General features: G+C 73.7%; 20 protein-coding genes. 14 read left to right on the top strand and 6 right to left on the bottom strand.

From position 1 onward, the window contains the following. Positions 1-8: 8 nt before the first annotated feature. Together WCD58_RS18100 and WCD58_RS18095 are read right to left on the bottom strand one after the other, a co-directional pair. Positions 9-371 carry a fluoride efflux transporter FluC gene (locus tag WCD58_RS18100; protein ID WP_337704448.1) on the bottom strand — a complete coding sequence of 121 codons (363 nt, stop codon included), beginning with the start codon at positions 369-371 and terminating at the stop codon, positions 9-11. Beyond that, positions 368-826, bottom strand: a complete 459-nt coding sequence (locus tag WCD58_RS18095; RefSeq protein ID WP_337704447.1) for a fluoride efflux transporter FluC — start codon at positions 824-826, stop codon at positions 368-370. Before WCD58_RS18095 ends, WCD58_RS18100 begins: the two co-directional genes overlap by 4 nt. A 206-nt stretch (positions 827-1,032) precedes the next feature. Here WCD58_RS18095 and WCD58_RS18090 point away from each other — a divergent pair, with 206 nt between their 5' ends. The 4 genes from WCD58_RS18090 (at position 1,033) to WCD58_RS18075 (ending at position 3,309) form a co-directional block, all read left to right on the top strand. Continuing rightward, entirely contained in the window at positions 1,033-1,521 is a 489-nt protein-coding gene (locus WCD58_RS18090) for a helix-turn-helix domain-containing protein (protein ID WP_373696241.1), read from the top strand. A 53-nt stretch (positions 1,522-1,574) separates the two neighbouring features. Continuing rightward, a complete protein-coding gene (locus WCD58_RS18085) occupies positions 1,575-2,300 on the top strand; it encodes a hypothetical protein (RefSeq protein WP_337704445.1) in 726 nt (241 codons plus the stop codon). 152 nt (positions 2,301-2,452) lie between these two features. Then, entirely contained in the window at positions 2,453-2,752 is a 300-nt protein-coding gene (locus WCD58_RS18080) for a DUF2516 family protein (protein ID WP_337704444.1), read from the top strand. Next, a complete protein-coding gene (locus WCD58_RS18075; protein ID WP_337704443.1) occupies positions 2,749-3,309 on the top strand; it encodes a YbaK/EbsC family protein in 561 nt (186 codons plus the stop codon). The genes WCD58_RS18080 and WCD58_RS18075 overlap by 4 nt, the downstream gene beginning before the upstream one ends. Before the next feature lie 15 nt (positions 3,310-3,324). Here the strand turns inward: WCD58_RS18075 and WCD58_RS18070 are convergent, their stop codons facing one another. Then, on the bottom strand, positions 3,325-4,908 hold the full coding sequence (locus tag WCD58_RS18070; RefSeq protein ID WP_337704442.1) for a hypothetical protein: 1,584 nt from the start codon (positions 4,906-4,908) through the stop codon (positions 3,325-3,327). A gap of 148 nt (positions 4,909-5,056) precedes the next feature. Here WCD58_RS18070 and WCD58_RS18065 point away from each other — a divergent pair, with 148 nt between their 5' ends. After that, complete coding sequence (locus WCD58_RS18065) at positions 5,057-6,022, top strand: pirin family protein (protein ID WP_337704441.1); 966 nt, start codon at positions 5,057-5,059, stop codon at positions 6,020-6,022. Here WCD58_RS18065 and purU read toward each other — a convergent pair. Both purU and WCD58_RS18055 read right to left on the bottom strand, forming a co-directional pair. After that, positions 6,019-6,915: a formyltetrahydrofolate deformylase gene (purU, locus tag WCD58_RS18060; protein WP_337704440.1), complete on the bottom strand. Its 897-nt coding sequence runs from the start codon at positions 6,913-6,915 to the stop codon at positions 6,019-6,021. The genes WCD58_RS18065 and purU overlap by 4 nt on opposite strands. Beyond that, the gene (locus tag WCD58_RS18055; RefSeq protein ID WP_337704439.1) at positions 6,912-7,427 is read right to left on the bottom strand and encodes a DUF2505 domain-containing protein; all 516 of its coding nucleotides are present in this window, start codon (positions 7,425-7,427) and stop codon (positions 6,912-6,914) included. The genes purU and WCD58_RS18055 overlap by 4 nt, the downstream gene beginning before the upstream one ends. Here WCD58_RS18055 and WCD58_RS18050 point away from each other — a divergent pair. From WCD58_RS18050 to WCD58_RS18040, 3 genes are all read left to right on the top strand, one after another. Further along, positions 7,414-8,547, top strand: a complete 1,134-nt coding sequence (locus WCD58_RS18050) for a UDP-N-acetylmuramate dehydrogenase (RefSeq protein WP_373696248.1) — start codon at positions 7,414-7,416, stop codon at positions 8,545-8,547. The two genes, WCD58_RS18055 and WCD58_RS18050, sit on opposite strands and share 14 nt — an antisense overlap. Positions 8,548-8,686: 139 nt before the next feature. Next, the gene (locus WCD58_RS18045) at positions 8,687-9,871 is read left to right on the top strand and encodes a L,D-transpeptidase (protein ID WP_337704437.1); all 1,185 of its coding nucleotides are present in this window, start codon (positions 8,687-8,689) and stop codon (positions 9,869-9,871) included. Between the two features lie 60 nt (positions 9,872-9,931). Then, positions 9,932-11,077, top strand: coding sequence for a L,D-transpeptidase (locus WCD58_RS18040; RefSeq protein ID WP_337704436.1), 1,146 nt, complete (start codon positions 9,932-9,934; stop codon positions 11,075-11,077). 1 nt (position 11,078) lies between these two features. Here WCD58_RS18040 and WCD58_RS18035 read toward each other — a convergent pair whose 3' ends face one another. After that, positions 11,079-11,852, bottom strand: coding sequence for an SDR family NAD(P)-dependent oxidoreductase (locus tag WCD58_RS18035; RefSeq protein ID WP_337704435.1), 774 nt, complete (start codon positions 11,850-11,852; stop codon positions 11,079-11,081). Positions 11,853-12,017: 165 nt separating this feature from the next. On the opposite strand from WCD58_RS18035, the gene mshA reads away from it, so the two are divergent. The 6 genes from mshA (at position 12,018) to WCD58_RS18005 (ending at position 17,023) form a co-directional block, all read left to right on the top strand. Then, the gene (mshA, locus tag WCD58_RS18030; protein ID WP_337704434.1) at positions 12,018-13,271 is read left to right on the top strand and encodes a D-inositol-3-phosphate glycosyltransferase; all 1,254 of its coding nucleotides are present in this window, start codon (positions 12,018-12,020) and stop codon (positions 13,269-13,271) included. Between the two features lie 2 nt (positions 13,272-13,273). Further along, on the top strand, positions 13,274-13,780 hold the full coding sequence (locus tag WCD58_RS18025; RefSeq protein WP_373696247.1) for a type III secretion system chaperone family protein: 507 nt from the start codon (positions 13,274-13,276) through the stop codon (positions 13,778-13,780). Between the two features lie 294 nt (positions 13,781-14,074). After that, positions 14,075-15,661 carry an AMP-binding protein gene (locus WCD58_RS18020; protein ID WP_337704432.1) on the top strand — a complete coding sequence of 529 codons (1,587 nt, stop codon included), beginning with the start codon at positions 14,075-14,077 and terminating at the stop codon, positions 15,659-15,661. A gap of 510 nt (positions 15,662-16,171) precedes the next feature. Beyond that, positions 16,172-16,300: a hypothetical protein gene (locus tag WCD58_RS18015; protein ID WP_337704431.1), complete on the top strand. Its 129-nt coding sequence runs from the start codon at positions 16,172-16,174 to the stop codon at positions 16,298-16,300. A gap of 40 nt (positions 16,301-16,340) precedes the next feature. Further along, a complete protein-coding gene (locus tag WCD58_RS18010) occupies positions 16,341-16,475 on the top strand; it encodes a hypothetical protein (protein WP_337704430.1) in 135 nt (44 codons plus the stop codon). After that, complete coding sequence (locus tag WCD58_RS18005; protein ID WP_337704429.1) at positions 16,472-17,023, top strand: GNAT family N-acetyltransferase; 552 nt, start codon at positions 16,472-16,474, stop codon at positions 17,021-17,023. Before WCD58_RS18010 ends, WCD58_RS18005 begins: the two co-directional genes overlap by 4 nt. Positions 17,024-17,427: the final 404 nt, after the last annotated feature.

Below are 17,427 nucleotides of genomic sequence, written 5' to 3'. Positions count from 1 at the left end.
TGGCACGGCTAGGTCCAGAGCACGCCGCCCAGGGCGAGGCCCAGGCCCGCGGCGCCGAGGCCCGCGAGGGTCGAGGCGACGACGTTCATGACGCTCGCGGTGCGGGCGCGCTCGTGCGCGAGGCGGACGGTCTCGTACGCCAGCGTCGACCAGGTCGAGAGGCTCCCGCAGAAGCCGACGCCGATCGCGGCCACGGCGGCGTGCGGGGCGGGGCCGCCGACCACGAGGCCCAGCACGAACGCGGCGACGACGTTGACGGTGAACGTGCCCCACGGGAAGCCGGTGCCGTGGGTGGACTGCAGCCAGCGGTCGGTGAGGTAGCGGGTGGGCGCGCCGATCGCGGCGCCGAGGGCGACGAGCAGGACGGTCATCGCGCGCCCCCCACCCGTCGCGTGACGGACACGGCGAGTGCGCACGCCCCCACCGCGCCGACGATCGTCGCCGCCACGTAGGCGAGCGAGGTGCCGCGGTGCCCGCCGCCCAGGAGCGTCTCGGCGTCGACGGCGAACGTCGAGAACGTCGTGAAGCCGCCGAGGACGCCGGTGCCGAGGAACGGGCGCACGAGCGGGTGCGCCGCGCGAACCTCGGTGACCACGACGACCAGCACGCCCATCAGCAGGCTGCCGAGCACGTTGATGCCGACCGTGCCCCACGGGAACCCGCCGGGCGCGACCGGGGCGAGCAGGCCCACCGCCCAGCGCGCGAGCGAGCCGAGCACGCCGCCGAGGGCGACCACGGCGACCGCCGGGCCCTGCCCCCGCAGCACCGCGGCGCCGGGCGGGCGTCCGGCGAGGACGTCCTCGGCGTCGGGGTCCGGAGTGGTCATCGATCCTCCCTGGGCACACGCGTACTGCGGGTTCCAGGGACCGTTGGCGCACCGGTGCGCGGTTGTCGGCGGGCCCCACCGCCATCGGCCCCGAGCGTAGTCCCGTCGCCCGTTCGTATGTGCGACAGGCCACGTGACCAGCGCAAGCACAGTGCTTGCATCAGCTAGCACTCGTGTTAGCGTGGGTGTCAGCGAGTTCGGAGGAGGTGGTTCCGGTGCCGGGGACGGACGGGGTCGAGAAGATCGGCCAGGCCGTCGAGGACATCGGGGCCTACATCCGCCGGCAGCGCGAGGGCGCGGAGGTCTCCCTCCGTCAGCTCGCCAAGGTCGCGGGGATCAGCAATCCCTACCTGAGCCAGATCGAGCGCGGACTGCGCAAGCCGTCCGCCGAGATCCTGGCCCAGATCGCGACCGGCCTGCGGATCTCCGCCGAGGCGCTGTACGTCCGCGCCGGGATTCTCGAGCCGAGGGAGTCGTCGTCACCGGTGCTGGACGCCGTGGCCGCGGACCCGGACCTGTCGGAGCGCCAGAAGCAGGTGCTCGCCGACATCTACGAGTCCTTCCGCCGCGGCAACGTCGCCGAACCCGCGAGCAGCGCCGCGACCGGGACCGAGGACACCGTGAGCACGGTCGAGGCGGTGGTCGACGCCGCTGTGGCCGTCGACGAGACCGCCACGGTCCGCCGGTCGTCCTGACGTTCGAGACGCACACCTACCGCAAGAAGCACCGACCAGGAGTGGAGACGAGCATGGCTGTCACCTTCCCGACCAAGTTCGACGTCCGTGAGGCCCGCGACCAGGCCAACAAGGTCGTTTCCGAGGCCATCGACCCGCTGCGCCACCCGGCGCTCGCGGTGCTCGGGCTCGGCGACGTCGCCGTCGCGACCGCGCGTGACGCCGTCACCCGCGTGCAGGCCGGCGCCACCGAGGTGCAGGCCCGCGTCGAGGACCTGCCGGCCGAGCTGCAGGAGCTGCGCTCCAAGCTGACGACCGAGGACTTCCGCCGCCTGGTGGACAGCTACCTCGCCGCCGTCCGCAGCGTCTACGCCGACCTCGTCAAGCGCGGCGAGAAGAGCTACAAGGACATCAAGAGCCAGCCGCAGGTCAAGCAGGCGCTGGACACCGTCGACCAGGTCTCGACCGAGATCGAGGGCCGGCTCGAGGACACCGTCGAGGGTGTCCGGGTCCGCGGCGAGAGCGCTCTCGCCGAGGTCACCAAGCAGACCCGTTCGGTCGGCGAGCGTGCCGCCCGCGCGACCCAGCGCTTCAGCGCCGAGGCCGCCGAGGCCGTGGCCGAGGCCGGTTCCGAGCTGTCCGAGGACATCAAGGAGGCCGGTGACGAGGTCGCCTCCGAGACCCGGAGCGCGACCCGCAAGGCCGCGGCGCGCACCGCCCCGAAGAAGCAGGGCCCGAAGAACGCGCCCAAGTCGGCCGCCACCGCGACGGCCGCGCAGAAGAAGGCCCCTAAGGCCTGAACACCGGTCACGCAGCCATGACGCTGCGCTGACCCCAGCTGATCCAGCTGCTCCGAACGGCCCCGGGACGCTCCGCCGTCCCGGGGCCGTCGCGCGTTCGGGGTTGACCGCGCGCCTGTCGCCCCTCCGAGGAGGGCACGTATCGTGGTGGCGTGTCGGTCCTCTACAACCTCGACGGCTACGTGCTGCTGGTGCTGTGGCTGCTGGGGATCCCCGTGGGCCTCTACGCGTTCGTGCACGCCCTGATGCAGCGCTCCGACGCCTTCACCGCCGCCGACAAGCTGACCAAGCCGGTCTGGTGCGCGATCACCGGTGTCGGTCTCGCGATCCTCGCGATCTCCACCAGCGGCCCGTACAGCTTCCTCTGGCTCATCGGCATCATCGCGGTGCTGATCTACATCGTCGACGTGCGCCCGCGCGTCGTGGAGATCCAGCAGGGCCCCCGCTGGTGACGGCCGCGGCCGCCCGGGCGGTCGCCGGGTCGCTGGAGCCCGAGCCCGCCCTCGACCGGCTCGACCTCGTGGCCGCGCCCGTCGCCGACGCCCTGCGCGCCCTGCCGGCCGGCCTCGCCGCCGACTGCCTGGTCGCCGCCATCGACCCCGGGCTCGCCGACACCGCCGCGTTCTGCGAGGCCTACGGCTCGCCGCTCGAGGCGTCGGCCAACTGCGTCGTCGTCGCCGGCGCGCGCTCGGGCGAGCGCCGCTTCGCCGCCTGCGTGGTCCTCGCGACCACCCGGGCCGACGTCAACACCGTCGTGCGCAAGCGCCTCGACGTCCGCAAGGCGTCGTTCGCGCCGATGGACGAGGCCGTCGAGCTCACGGGCATGGCCTACGGCGGGATCACCCCGTTCGGCGTGCCCGCGGGGTGGCCGGTGCTCGTCGACGCCGCGGTGGTCGCGACGCCCGCCGTCGTGGTCGGCAGCGGGCTGCGCGAGAGCAAGCTGCTCGTGCCCGGCGCCGTGCTCGCCGAGCTGCCCGGGGCCGAGGTCCTCGAGGGCCTCGGTCGCTGAGGGGTCGCTGACCGCCTAGCGCCCGCCCTCCACGCGCGCCCGCCACAGCGCGGAGACCGAGGCGCCCGGCTGGTCGTACACCGGGTTGGGGGCCGTGGTGGGGAACGTCAGGTTGGACCCGGGCGCCGAGGTGAACGGGTGCCGGGCGACCTCCGCGTCGTTGAGCGTCACGACGATCGTGCCGCTGGTCGCGATCGTCCCCTGGTTGACCAGGCGCACCGTGATCGTGCAGGTCGGGGTGCGGCAGGTGTTCTCGCCGCCCTCGACGGTGAGCGCGAGCCGCGGGCGTTCGATGACCGCCAGGAGGTAGCTCTTCATCGTCGGCGCCTGGCGCGCGAGGTCCGCCACGGTGCCCAGGGCGGCCGGCGCCGCGCGGTTCACGGTGACCGGCGACAGGCGTCCCGCGCCGAAGCCCGGGAGGTCGAAGCCCACGAGCCGGGGCGGCTCGCCGTCGACGACGGTGACGCTGCGGCCGTCGGTGCCGGGCGTGAGCACGCGCGCCTCCTCCCCGGCCACGACCACCTCGTCCCGCTCGCCGACGTCGGGCGCCGCGAGACGGTCGGCGAGCGCCGCCGGCGCCTGCTCCCACGAGGCGAGCCCGCGCGGGAGCACGAGGACGGCGTCGGAGAGCCACTGGTCGGCGAGCCGGTCGGCGAGTTCCGGACGCGGCGCGGCGCGCGCCCACCAGGCGCGGTCGCCGCGGATCGCCTGCTCGTCGCCGGCCAGCACGAACTCGGCGCGCCCGCCCCCGTCGCGGACGAGGGTGCCGGCCGCGTTGCCGGCCCGGTCGACGGTCATCTCGAGGTTCGTCGGGGTGCCGTCGCCGTCGGGGATCCGGCCGCTGTAGGTCGCGCCCTCCCAGCCCCGGACGTCGGCGACGGTCGCCTCGAGCGTCGTCGCCGGCGACGCCGGACGGACCGCGATGAGGACGGCCACGGCCACGAGCAGGAGCACGACGACGGCCGCCACGATCCCGATGACCAGACCCTTGCGGCGGGGAGCGGACGTGCCCGGGCCGGCGCCCGGCGCCCCGGGCGGCGGACCGAACGGGCCCGTGTACCCGCCGGGGCCGGGCTGACCGGGTCGACCGGGCTGACCGGGGGGCGGTCCGTATCCCGGCGGCGGGTAGCCGGGCTGTCCCTGACCGGCGAACGGCGCCGTGCCCCAGGGCCCCGCGCCGGGCGGCGCGGCGCCGCCGGCCCCCGGGCCGGTGCCCGGCGCTCCCGGTGCGGTGCCCCACGGCGAGGACGGGGGTGTGGTGCCCGTCCCGGGCTGCCAGGGACCCGGCGCCGGCGGCGGCACCGCGTACTTCTGCGTGCCGTCGCTCCCGCCCGGGGCCTCCGGCGCGGCCGGGATGCCGCTCGGCGGGGTGTCGGTGTCGGCCGCCCTGTCCGGCTCGGTGGCGGGGGTGGTGGCGGCGTTGGCAGCGGTGGTGTCGTTGACGACCGTCGGCGCGGCGCCGGTCGGGTGCACCGTGGTGGCCGCCTCGGTCTCCGGCGCCTGCTCCGTGGTCTCCGCGGAGGTGGTCTCGGTCGGTGGTGCGGAATCGGTCTCGGCGCCCGGATGGTCGTCGCGTCGGCCGTCGTCGTCCCCCGCCAAAGCCGCCCCCCGCACCCGCCCGCAGCCACACTGAAACCGGTTGTGCGCGAACCGTAGCCCGATCAGGGGGCCGTGAGGAGACATCCGGCGCAGAAAAGACGATCTCCACTTCGGGTATCGGACGCGTCGGGACCGACGTTCACCCGACATGCCCGCGCTCACGGTCGCCGACCTGACGGTCCTGCCCCGCATCCCCGCGCCCGACGGCCCGCGGGTCGGCGTCACCGAGCGCGGCGTGCGCTCGGTGACCACCGCGCCCCAGGGGTACGAGGGCGAGGGCTTCCCGGTGCGCCGGGCGTTCGCGGGCGTCGACCTCGCGCTGCTCGATCCGTTCGTCCACATGGACCAGATGGGCGAGGTCGAGTACGCGCCCGGCGAGCCCAAGGGCACGCCCTGGCACCCGCACCGCGGCTTCGAGACCGTCACCTACATCGTCGACGGCACCTTCGAGCACGCCGACAGCCACGGCGGCGGCGGGTCGATCAGCGACGGCGACACGCAGTGGATGACCGCAGGTGGCGGGGTGCTGCACATCGAGCGGCCGCCGGAGTCGCTCGTGGTCTCGGGCGGGCTGTTCCACGGCCTGCAGCTCTGGGTGAACCTGCCGCGGGCACAGAAGTGGGTGCAGCCCCGCTACCAGGACCTCCGCCCGGGACAGGCCGCACTGCTGACCTCGCCCGACGCGGGCGCGCTCGTGCGGGTGATCGCGGGGGAGATCGCGGGTCACGCCGGCCCGGGCTCCACGTACACGCCGATGACGATGGCGCACGCCTCGCTCGAGCCCGGCGCGCAGCTGCACCTGCCGTGGGACCTGGAGCAGAACGCCCTGGTCTACGTGCTCTCCGGCGACGGCACGGTGGGCGCCGAGGGGCGCCGCGTGCACACCGGGCAGCTCGTCGTGCTCGGTCCCGGCGCGTCGCTGCGGGTGGCCGCCGAGCGGGTCCAGGAGGCGCGGCACCCGAAGCTCGAGGTGGTGCTGCTCGGCGGGCGCCCGATCCGCGAGCCGGTGGCCTGGGGCGGGCCGTTCGTCATGAACACCCAGCAGGAGGTCCGCGAGGCGATGGTCGACTTCCACGCGGGGCGGCTCGGCGCGATCCCCGCGGAACGCGTCTAGCGGAAGACGACCGTGCGGCCCGCGTGCACCTGCACGCGGTCCTCGAGGTGGGCGCGCAGGCCGCGGGCCAGCACCAGCTTCTCGACGTCGCGGCCCCGGCGGACCATGTCCTCCGGGGTGTCGGCGTGGTCGACCCGGCTGACGTCCTGCTCGATGATCGGGCCGGCGTCGAGGTCGGGCGTCACGTAGTGGCAGGTCGCCCCGACGAGCTTCACGCCGCGGGCGTGCGCCTGGTGGTACGGCCGCGCGCCGGCGAACGAGGGCAGGAAGCTGTGGTGGATGTTGATCGCCCGGCCCGCCCAGCGGTCGCACAGCGCGGGCGGCAGGACCTGCATGAACCGGGCGAGCACGATCGCCGCCGGGTCGTGCTCGTCGACGATCTCGGCGACCCGCGCGAACGCCGCGTCGCGGCCGGTGCGCTGCTCGTCGTCGTCGGCGCGCGCGGGGAACGGCACGTGGTGGAACGGGACGCCGTGGGCCTCGGCGACCGGGCGCAGCACGTCGTGGTTGCCGACGACCGCGCGCACGTCCATGTCGAGCTCGCCGCCCCACACCCTGCCGAGCAGGTCGTGCAGGCAGTGCGTCTCCCGGCTGACCAGCAGCACCACGCGCGGCGACTCGCTCGTGTCGCGGACCTTCCAGCGCACCGGCTCGCCGCCGGGCACCTCGAGCTCGGCGGCCACCTGGCCGACCACCGCGCGCAGGACGTCGGCGCCGCCGGGGACCGACGCGCCGTCGACGACCTGGCGGGTCACGAACCAGCCCGCGGCGGTGTCGGCGTGGTACGCGGCCTCGGTGATCGACGCCCCGAGGGCGGCGAGCCGCCCGGTGATGGCGGCGACGATGCCGGTGCGGTCGGGGCAGGCGAGGGTGATGACGACCCGACGCGTCACGCCGACCCGTTCGAGCCCCGGGCGAGGCGCCGGCGGGTGAACGCGTCCTCGGCGTCGAGCAGGTTGCCGACCTGCTCGACCACGACGCCCTCGATCTTCCCGCCGACCATCGGCACGCTCACCGCCGCCTGCCCCTCGACCTCGGAGACCGAGCCGGCGCCGTCGTCGCTCAGGCGCTGGGTGCCGCTCATCGTCCCGGGCAGCCCGCGGACGGTCACCTCGAACGTCCCGTCGTAGCCCCCGCCCCCGCGGGGCGTCCAGGTCTCGACGCGGTCGAGCACGAGGTCGTCGCCGGTGAACCGGCGGACCACCGAGGGCAGGAACTCGACGGGCACCGAGTGGCGCAGCCGCAGGCGCGCCCCGGAGTCGTCGACGGCGTGCTCGAGCAGCGCCGGGTCGTTGCCCCCGAGCTCGGCGAGGCGCTCGCGCAGGTGGTCGGCGTCGACCAGCTCCGCGTACACCTCCTCGGCGGGCGCGTCCCAGGTGGCGCGGTGGGTGATGCGGCGTGGCACGGGCGGGAGGTTACCGTCGGAGTCCGTGACACCCGGCCCGACCACGGCAGCGACACTCGAGACGGCGCTGCTCGCACCCCACACGACGCTCGGCCTCGGCGGCCCCGCCCGGCGGCTCGTGCGGGCGACGACCGCCGACGAGGTCGTCGAGCGCGCCCGCGCCGCCGATGGGGCGGACGAGCCGTTGCTGCTGGTCGGCGGGGGATCGAACCTCGTCGTCGGCGACGCGGGCTTCGCCGGGACGGCGCTGCTCCTCGACCACCGCGGCCACGAGGTCGTCGAGCGCGACGCCGACTCCGTCGTCCTGCACGCCGCGGCCGGCCACGACTGGGACGCCCTCGTCGCCGACACCGTCGCCGACGGGCTCGGCGGGCTGGAGTGCCTCTCGGGGATCCCCGGGCGGACCGGCGCGACGCCGGTGCAGAACGTCGGCGCGTACGGGGTGGAGGTCGCCGACCTGCTCGTCGGCGTCGACCTCTACGCGCGGCGCACCGGCCGGCGCGGCCCCGCGGCGGCGTCCGACCTCGACCTCGGCTACCGCACGAGCCGGCTCAAGGGCGCCCGCAACGTCGACGGCGAGATCGTGCTGGGCGTGCGGTTCCGCCTCACGACCGACGGGCTCTCCGCGCCGATCCGCTACGCCGAGCTCGCCCGCGTCCTCGACGTGGCGCCGGGCTCGCGGGTGCCGGTCGCCGACGCGCGCGAGGCGGTGCTGGGCCTCCGGCGGGCCAAGGGCATGGTGCTCGACCCCGACGACGCCGACAGCCGCAGCGCCGGCTCGTTCTTCACGAACCCGGTGGTCGACACCGAGACCGCCGCGCGGGTGGCGGCCCGCACCGAGGAGCGGGGCCAGGTGCCGGTCACGGCGTGGCCGCAGCCCGACGGGCGGGTCAAGCTCTCGGCGGCGGCGCTCATCGAGCGCGCCGGCATCCCGCGCGGCCACCCCGGGGTGCACTCCCCGGTGCGGGTGTCGACGAAGCACACGCTCGCCCTGACCCACCGCGGCGGCGGCACCACCGACGACCTGCTCGCCCTGGCCCGCGACGTCCGCGACCACGTGGCCGTCGCGTTCGGCATCGTGCTCGAGCCCGAGCCCGTTCTGGTGGCCTGCGCCCTGTAGCTCCGGCGATGTCCGGAGAGCCGGGGGAGACCCCACTCACGATCGCTGGGCCACCCGTGTGAGCGGCCCCGTTCCCTGACAACCGGGTCCGGGTCGATCGCGTCGTGCGGTCCGGAATCGATCAGGAGGGGGTTCCTCGGTGCGGGGTCGCGTGCAGGGTGTGCTGTCCGTGGTGGTGGCGCTGGTCGCCGTCGCCGCGGTCGTCGTGGGGTGTGCCTCGGCGGGGGCGACGCCCGGCCGGCCGGGGAGCGCGCCGTCGGACACCGCCGCACCCCCGACCGTCACCACCACCGCGCAGCCGGGACGCGCCGACGTCGACCCCGGCGGCGAGGTCAGCGTGTCGGCACCCGACGCCGCCCTGCGCGACGTGGCGCTCACGGGCACCGACGGCCGCGCGGTCGCGGGCGCGGTCAGCCCGGACGGGCACCGCTGGGCGGCCACCGAGGCGCTGGGCTACGGCAAGCAGTACACGTGGTCCGGGACGGCGGTCGGCGCGGACGGGGCCGTGACGCCGGTCGCGGGCGGTTTCTCGACGGTCGCCCCCGAGCGCGTCGTGCGCGCCCAGTTCGCACAGCCCGACAACGCGACCGTCGGGGTGGCGGCGCCGGTCGTCATCCAGTTCGACGGGCCGGTGACCGACAAGGCCGCCGCCGAGCGGGCGCTGTCGATCCGCACGAGCGTGCCCACCGAGGGCTCCTGGGCCTGGCTCCCGGACGACGCCCTGGGCTCGCGGGTGCACTGGCGCCCGAAGGAGTACTGGAAGCCCGGCACGGTCGTCGACGTCTCGGCGGACCTGTACGGCGTGGGCCTGGGCGACGGCGCCTACGGCCGCGAGGACCTCACCAGCCACTTCACGGTCGGGCGCTCGCAGATCGTGCGCGCCGACGTCACCAGCCACCGCATGGTCGTCGTCCGTGACGGCCAGCAGGTCATGGACGTGCCCGCCAGCTACGGGCTCGGCAGCGACCCGAACCGCATCACGCGCTCGGGCGTCCACGTCGTCACCGAGAAGTTCGACAACAAGCGGATGACCAGCGCCCAGTACGGCTACGACCTCGTCGAGCACTGGGCGGTGCGGATGAGCAACAACGGCGAGTTCATCCACGCGAACCCGGCCTCGGCGGGCGCGCAGGGCTCGAGCAACGTCACCCACGGCTGCGTGAACCTCTCCACCGCCGACGCGCGGGCGTACTACGACACCGCGCTCTACGGCGACCCGGTCGAGGTCACGAACTCGCCGGTGCAGCTCTCGGCCGCCGACGGCGACGTCTACGACTGGGCCATCGGGTGGGACGAGTGGCGCGGGATGTCGGCGCTGTCCTGAGAGACCCTGCCGATGTCGGGGTGACCTGCGACCCTTGGTCCGATCGGGATCGGGGGAGCCATGGGTCGGGCGTTCGTCGCCGTGCTGAGCGGGATGTTGCTGGTGCTGGCGGCCTGCGGATCGGGGGCACCGGGCACGTCGTCCGCGCCACCGCCCCCGCCCCTGCAGGTCACGGTGACTCCCACCGGCAACGCCGCCGACGTCGCCCCGCGGGCCGAGGTCGCGGCCACCACCGACGGCACGTTCGCCGATGTCACGCTCACGGCCGCGCCGGGCGGCCCGGTCGCGGGCACGCTCTCGCCGGACCGCAAGCGCTGGACGCCCGCCGGCCCGCTGACCTACGGCGCCACCTACACCTGGGGCGGCACCGCCACCGCGCCGGACGGGCGCTCCACGCCCGTCACCGGGGCGTTCACCACCGTGGCGCCCGCCGAGACCGTGCGGGCCACGCTGAACATCGGCGACGGCCGCGAGGTCGGGGTCGGCGCGCCGATCACGATCCAGTTCTCGGCGCCGGTGGAGGACAAGGCGGCGGTCGAGCGGGCGCTGTCGGTGCGGACCTCGGTGCCCACCGAGGGCTCGTGGGCCTGGCTGCCCGACCAGGACGGCGGCTCGCGCGTGCACTGGCGACCCAAGGAGTACTGGAAGGCGGGCACGCAGGTCGACGTGCGCGCCGACCTGCTCGGGGTCCCGTTCGGCGGCGGCGCGTGGGGCCGCGAGGACCTCACGACGTCGTTCCGCATCGGGCGCGCGCAGGTCGTGCGGGCCGACGTGAACAGCTTCCGGCTGGTCGTCGAGCGCGACGGCCAGCAGGTCATGGACGTGCCCGCGAGCTACGGGCTCGACTCCGACCCGGACCGCACCACGCGCTCGGGCATCCACGTCGTCACCGAGAAGTTCGCCAACAAACGGATGGTCAGCCCGCAGTTCGGCTACGACGTCGTCATGGGCTGGGCCGTGCGCATCAGCAACAACGGCGAGTTCATCCACGCCAACCCGGGCTCGGTCGGGTCCCAGGGGTCGAGCAACGTGACGCACGGGTGCGTCAACCTCTCCACCGCCGACGCGCGGACCTTCTTCGACTCGGCCCTCTACGGCGACCCCGTCGAGGTCACCGGCTCCGGCGTCGACTACTCGGAGCGCGACGGCGACGTCTACGACTGGACGATCCCGTGGGACCGCTGGCAGTCGATGTCGGCGCTCTAGGTCACGTGCGGTGGAAGCGCATCCCCGTGGCCTGGTCGCGGGGCTTGAGCACGATCGTGTCCAGGTTGACGTGCGACGGCCTGCTCATCGCGAACGCGACGACCTCGGCGACGTCCTGCGCCACGAGCGGGGTGATCCCCTCGTACACCTTCGCCGCGCGGGCCTCGTCGCCGTCGAAGCGCACCAGCGCGAACTCGGTCTCCACCGCGCCCGGGGCGATCTCGGTGACGCGGACCGGCTCGCCGAGCAGCTCGCCGCGCAGTGTGCGGTGCATCGCGCCCTCGGCGTGCTTGGCGGCGGTGTAGCCCGAGCCGCCGTCGTAGACCTCGAGCCCGGCGATCGAGGTGATGGTGACGACATGCCCGTTCCCCGACTCGATGAGCAGCGGCAGCAGCGCCTTGGTGACGCGCACGGTGCCCAGCACGTTGGACTCCCACATCCAGCGCCACTTGTCCTCGTCGGCGTCGATGACCTTCTCGGTGCCCTGGGCGCCGCCGGCGTTGTTCACCAGGCCGCGCAGCGGCTGCCCGCCGGCCACGAGGTCGCGCACCGCGGCCGCGAACGCGGCGACCGAGTCGGCGTCGGTGACGTCGAGGGACAGGGCGGTCCCGCCGGTCTCGTCGGCGACCTCCTGCAGGCGGTCGACGCGCCGGGCCCCGAGCACGGGGTGCCAGCCGTCGGCCGCGAGGGCCCGCGCGGAGGCGGCTCCGATGCCCGAGCTGGCTCCGGTGACGACGACGAGGGGGCGGTCGGATCCGGTGTTCGGCGCGCTCACGCCCCGCACCCTAGGACGTCCCGGATCACCGTCGACGCGGCCGGACGGCGGCCGCACACCTAAGCTGGCGGGGTGACCCCGGCGGCGACGACGGCGACGGCAGCGACGGCCCGTTCCCAGAATCGGGTCCTCCGTCATCAACCGGGACGACCCCGGCGGGTCGCGGTGATCTCGCTGCACACGTCGCCGCTCGCGCAGCCCGGCACGGGCGACGCCGGCGGCATGAACGTCTACGTGGTCGAGACCGCGCGGCGCATGGCCCAGCGCGGCGTCCAGGTCGAGATCTTCACGCGCGCCACGTCGTCGGACCTGCCGCCGGTGGCCGAGCTCGCGCCCGGCGTGCTGGTGCGGCACGTCACCGCCGGTCCCTACGGCGGGCTCGGCAAGGAGGACCTGCCCAGCCAGCTGTGCGCGTTCACCGCCGGGGTGCTGCGCGACGAGGCCCGCCACGAGCCGGGCTGGTACGATGTGGTGCACAGCCACTACTGGCTCTCCGGGCAGGTCGGGTGGCTCGTGCGCGACCGGTGGGGCGTCCCGCTGGTGCACACCGCGCACACGCTCGCCAAGGTCAAGAACGCCTCGCTCGCCGACGGCGACCGTCCCGAGCCGCTGTCGCGGGTGGTCGGCGAGGAGCAGGTCGTCGCGGAGGCGGACCGGCTGGTCACGTCCACGCAGGCCGAGGCGGACGACCTCATCGCCGCGTACGGCGCCGATCCGGACCGGGTCCGCACCATCGCGCCGGGGGTGGACCTGCGCACGTTCACGCCGGCCCGCGACCGCGACGAGGCCCGCGCCGCGCTGGGGATCGCGCCGGACGCCGTGACGCTCGCGTTCGTCGGGCGCATCCAGCCGCTCAAGGCCCCCGACGTGCTGCTGCGGGCGGCCGCGACGATGGTGGCCCGCCGCCCCGAGCTGCGCGCGCGCCTGGCCGTCCTCGTCGTCGGCGGTCCCTCGGGCAGCGGGCTGGCCGAGCCGGAGTCGCTCGTGTCGCTGGCGCGCGAGCTGGGTATCGCCGACGTCGTGCGCTTCCTGCCCCCGCGCGGCGGCGACGAGCTCGCGCAGGTCTACCGGGCCGCCGACGTCGTCGCCGTCCCCAGCTACTCCGAGTCGTTCGGCCTCGTCGCTCTCGAGGCCCAGGCGTGCGGGACACCCGTGGTCGCGGCCGCCGTGGGTGGCCTGCCGACCGCGGTGGCCCACGACCGCTCCGGGCTGCTCGTCACCGACCACGACCCGGGCCACTGGGCGGACGCCCTCTCCCGCGTCGGGCTCGACCAGGCCGAGCGCCAGCGCCTCGCGGCCGGGGCCGTCGAGCACGCCGCGATGTTCTCGTGGGACCGCACCGCCGACGCGCTGCTGGCAACCTACGCCGAGGCGTCGCGCTCCCTGGCCCGCGACCGCGCGGCGGGGGTGGCGGTGTGAGCGTGCCCGATCTGGACGAGCTCGAGAAGGTGCTGGTCGCCGCGCTCGACGAGCGCGAGCTGACCTACCTGCGCCGCGGGCCGGGGCGGCTGTTCGTCACGCTGCCCGGCACGAAGAAGCTCGCGACGCACTGCTGGCTGGTGCTCACCCCGCACGCGCTGCTGGTCGAGGCGTTCGTCTGCCGCCACGCGGACGAGAACCTCGAGGAGGTCTACCGCTTCCTGCTCCAGCGCAACGCCCGGCTCTACGGCGTGCACTACACGATCGACCGCGCGGGTGACATCCACCTCGTCGGCCGGGTGCCCCTCGTGGCCGTGACCGACGAGGAGATCGACAAGATCCTCGGGCAGGTGCTCGAGGCCGCGGACGGCGACTTCAACACCCTGCTCGAGCTCGGCTTCGTCACCTCGATCCGCCGCGAGTGGGCGTGGCGGGAGTCGCGGGGCGAGTCGCTGGCGAACCTGTCGGCGTTCGCGCACCTCGTGGAGGACCGGCCCGACCCGGCCTGAGGCATGGGCCACGCCGCCGGCGTGGGACGGGGGGCATCCGACGCCGGCGACGGGCGTAAGGGAGCCGCTCGGGGCGGCCGACTCGTGACCGATCCGACGAAAGTGGATCGGCGTCCGGTTACGAAGCCTCCCACCACGCAAAGCACAGGACAAGGCATCGTCTGCCGCCGAACGGGTGACAGGAAGCCTGTCGTCGGGTCGTCCCCGATCACTCAGGGAACGCGCGCGGTGTTCGTCCCGGCAGGCTAGGTTGGCGCCACTTCACCCCGCCGCCCGACGAGGAGACGCTCCCGCATGATCGTTCGCAGCCCGTACGACGACATCGACGTCCCGGACGTGGGCCTGCCGGAGTTCCTCTTCGGCGACCTGGGCGACGCGGCCGACCGGGTGGCGGTCATCGACGGGCCCTCGGGGCGGCAGATGACGTTCGGCGAGCTGGCGCAGGCCGTCGACCGCTTCGCCGCCGGCATCGGGGAGCGGGGTCTCGGGCCGGGCGACGTGATCGCGCTCTTCGCGCCGAACAACCCGCATTACCCCGTCGTCTTCCACGGCGCGCTCGCCGCCGGGGTCGCGGTCTCGACGGTCAACGCGCTCTACACGCCCGACGAGCTCGCCTTCCAGCTGCGCGATTCGGGGTCGAAGGTGCTGGTCACCGTGTCCGCCTTCCTCGACCGCGCGCGGGCCGCGCTCGACGAGGAGGGCCTCGCGGTCACCGAGATCATCGTGATCGACGGGGCGCCCAGCGTCTCGGGCGTCATCGACGAGACCTCGCTGTCGGAGGTGCTCGCGACGACCGCCGACCGGCCGTCGGTGTCGCTGTCCGGCGACGACGTCGCCGCGCTGCCGTACTCGTCGGGCACCACGGGGCGAGCCAAGGGCGTCGTGCTGACCCACCGCAACCTCGTCGCGAACCTGCTGCAGGTCCAGGCGATGGGCACGCACGTCACGGCCGACTCGAAGATCCTCGCGGTCCTGCCGTTCTTCCACATCTACGGCATGACCTGCATGATGAACCAGGGGATCCACGCCCGGGCCGCCGTCGTCACGATGCCGAAGTTCGACCTCGCGGAGTTCCTCCGGATCATCTCCGAGCACCGCATCGACCGCGTCTACATCGCGCCGCCGATCGCCGTGGCCCTCGCCAAGCACCCGATGGTCGACCAGTACGACATCGACTGCATCGACATCGTCTTCTCCGGCGCCGCGGCCCTCGACGCCGAGCTGGGCCAGTCCGTCGCCCGCCGCCTGAACTGCACGGTGCTGCAGGGCTACGGCATGACCGAGCTCAGCCCCGTCAGCCACTGCATGCCCGACGACCGTCCCGACATGGACCTCGGCTCGATCGGCGTCGCGCTGCCCAACGTCGAGTGCAAGCTCGTCGACCCGGACACCGGGCAGGAGGGCGTGGAGCGCGGCGAGCTCTGGGTCCGCGGGCCGAACGTCATGCGCGAGTACCTCAACAACGCCGAGGCCACCGCGTCCACGCTCGACGCCGACGGCTTCCTGCACACCGGCGACGTCGCCACCGTCACCGACGAGGGCATCTTCTACATCGTCGACCGGGTCAAGGAGCTGATCAAGTACAAGGGCTACCAGGTGCCGCCGGCCGAGCTCGAGGCGCTGCTGCTGACCCACGAGGGCATCGCCGACGCCGCCGTGATCGGCGTCAAGGACGCCGAGGGCGAGGAGATCCCGAAGGCGTTCGTCGTGCTGCAGCAGGGCGCGGACCTCTCCGGCGACGACGTGATCGCGTTCGTGGCCGACCGCATCGCCCCGCACAAGAAGGTGCGCGTCGTCGAGTTCATCGACCAGATCCCGAAGTCGGCGTCGGGGAAGATCCTGCGCAAGGACCTCCGCGCCCGCGAAGCGGCCAACGCGTAGGGTCCCTGACCCGCTGTTTCGGGCCTCTTACCTGCGACGACGCCGAATGTCCGATGTGAAGTCTCTGTGAGGCTCCGCAGCGGTGCGGCGTTGTGTCCGGGTTTCCACGGAACAGTCACGGAACGGATCTTGCATAGTCGATCAAGCCTCTCCGTCGAGTAGATCTTGGATGCGGGCGGCGGGCGCATCCGGGAGTCGGTCTACACCCGGACCTGGAAGCAGGCCCGCGAGATCGCCTGAGCCCGGCGCAGGCGGCCTCACCGCTGGCGGCCCGCGTACGACCTCCGGCACGCGGCGCTGTCGTCCTGGCTCAACGCCGGGGGTGCCGCCCACCGAGGTCGCCGAGCGGGCCGGCCACTCGGTCAAGGTCCTGCTCTCGGTCTACGCCGCGTGCCTCGACGGCGAGCACCAGCGCGGGCGGGGCCGGGACCCGGCGGACGGCCTCTCGGCGGCGGCGCTTGAGCGGGCGGGCGTCGGGGTCCCGCAGGCGGTCGTTGTAGCGCTCGAGTGGTGCAGGGCAGCGAGATCATGCATCCCGCCGACATCGGCCGCGGCGCCAACCAGGTTCTCGCCGAGCTGGGCGCCGAACAGACTCATGCGGTCGACGAGATCGAGGTCCGCATGCCTACCCCCCGATGAAGCCGGCCGCCTCGAGATCGGTCTGGGTGTCCCCGTCGCGATGCACCGCGTCACCGGCTACACCGACGACGGCCGACCCGTCCGCGTCGTGCGCAACGTGCTGCCAGGCGACCGTCACCTCATCGCCTTCGAGCGCACCCGTCCTACCAAGCTCACAAAGGAAGGCGAGCTGTGATCGTCCGCAGCGCCGGCCCCGACGACCTCGACGCCGTCCTCGACCTCTTCCGCGAAGCCTCCCGCTGGCTCGTCGACAAGGGCATCGATCAGTGGCAGTGGGAACCCCGCATCCAGCAGGTCCGCGGCGACATCGAGCAGGGCAACGTCTTCGTCGGCGAGGACGACAAGGGTCGAATCATCGCCACCGTCACCGTCGATACGTTCGCCGACCCCGACTTCTGGCGACCCGAGGACGACCCAAGTAGCGCCCTCTACGTCCACCGCATGATCGTGGCCCGGGACCACGGCGGCCAAAGGGTCGGCGACGAGCTGACGCAGTGGGTCGAGCACTCTGCCGGCGCGCTCGGCTACGACTACGTCCGCCTCGACTGTTACCGCTCCAATACGGGACTGCACCGCTACTACAAGGCACACGGCTGGTCCCACGTCCGCACGGTCGACGCGCCATGGCGACCGTCCGGGGCGCTCTTCCAGCGTTCTGTCCCGGAGACGACCGCTTGTGCCGCTGATGCTCGACCGCCGGAGCCCACTCCAAGGACAACGTAGTGGCGGCGAGTCTTGCCACACTCGGTCCCGGTGGCTGCGACGGAGCATCGAGCAACCCGGTTGCGCTAGGCCACATCAGCGAAATACTTCTTCATTTGGGTGAAGCGCTAACGAACTCATCGTGCATCTAGCACTATTGGCGACCAACCAAGTGGAGCAGCGGTCGAAACACACGAGATCAAGGTCCGCTCGAACACCTGATCGCACTAGGTGCATGCCGCACTGCTGCGAGTAGCAATAGCGCCGAACAGCGACTGGACACGTGCAGCGCCGGAGGACGGAGGCATCACAGTGTCAGATCGGGATTATCTGGTAGATGAGGACGGATACCGATACGTCCGAGAATCCGGTAGCGACGCATGGTGCGAAGAGTCCGGAAGTGGTGGCTATCAGGCGAGAGACAC

The organism is Actinomycetospora flava, assembly GCF_037400335.1.
Lineage (GTDB): Bacteria > Actinomycetota > Actinomycetes > Mycobacteriales > Pseudonocardiaceae > Actinomycetospora > Actinomycetospora flava.
Note: the sequence above shows the minus strand (reverse complement) of the source record. Positions and strands in the feature narration are given on the sequence as shown.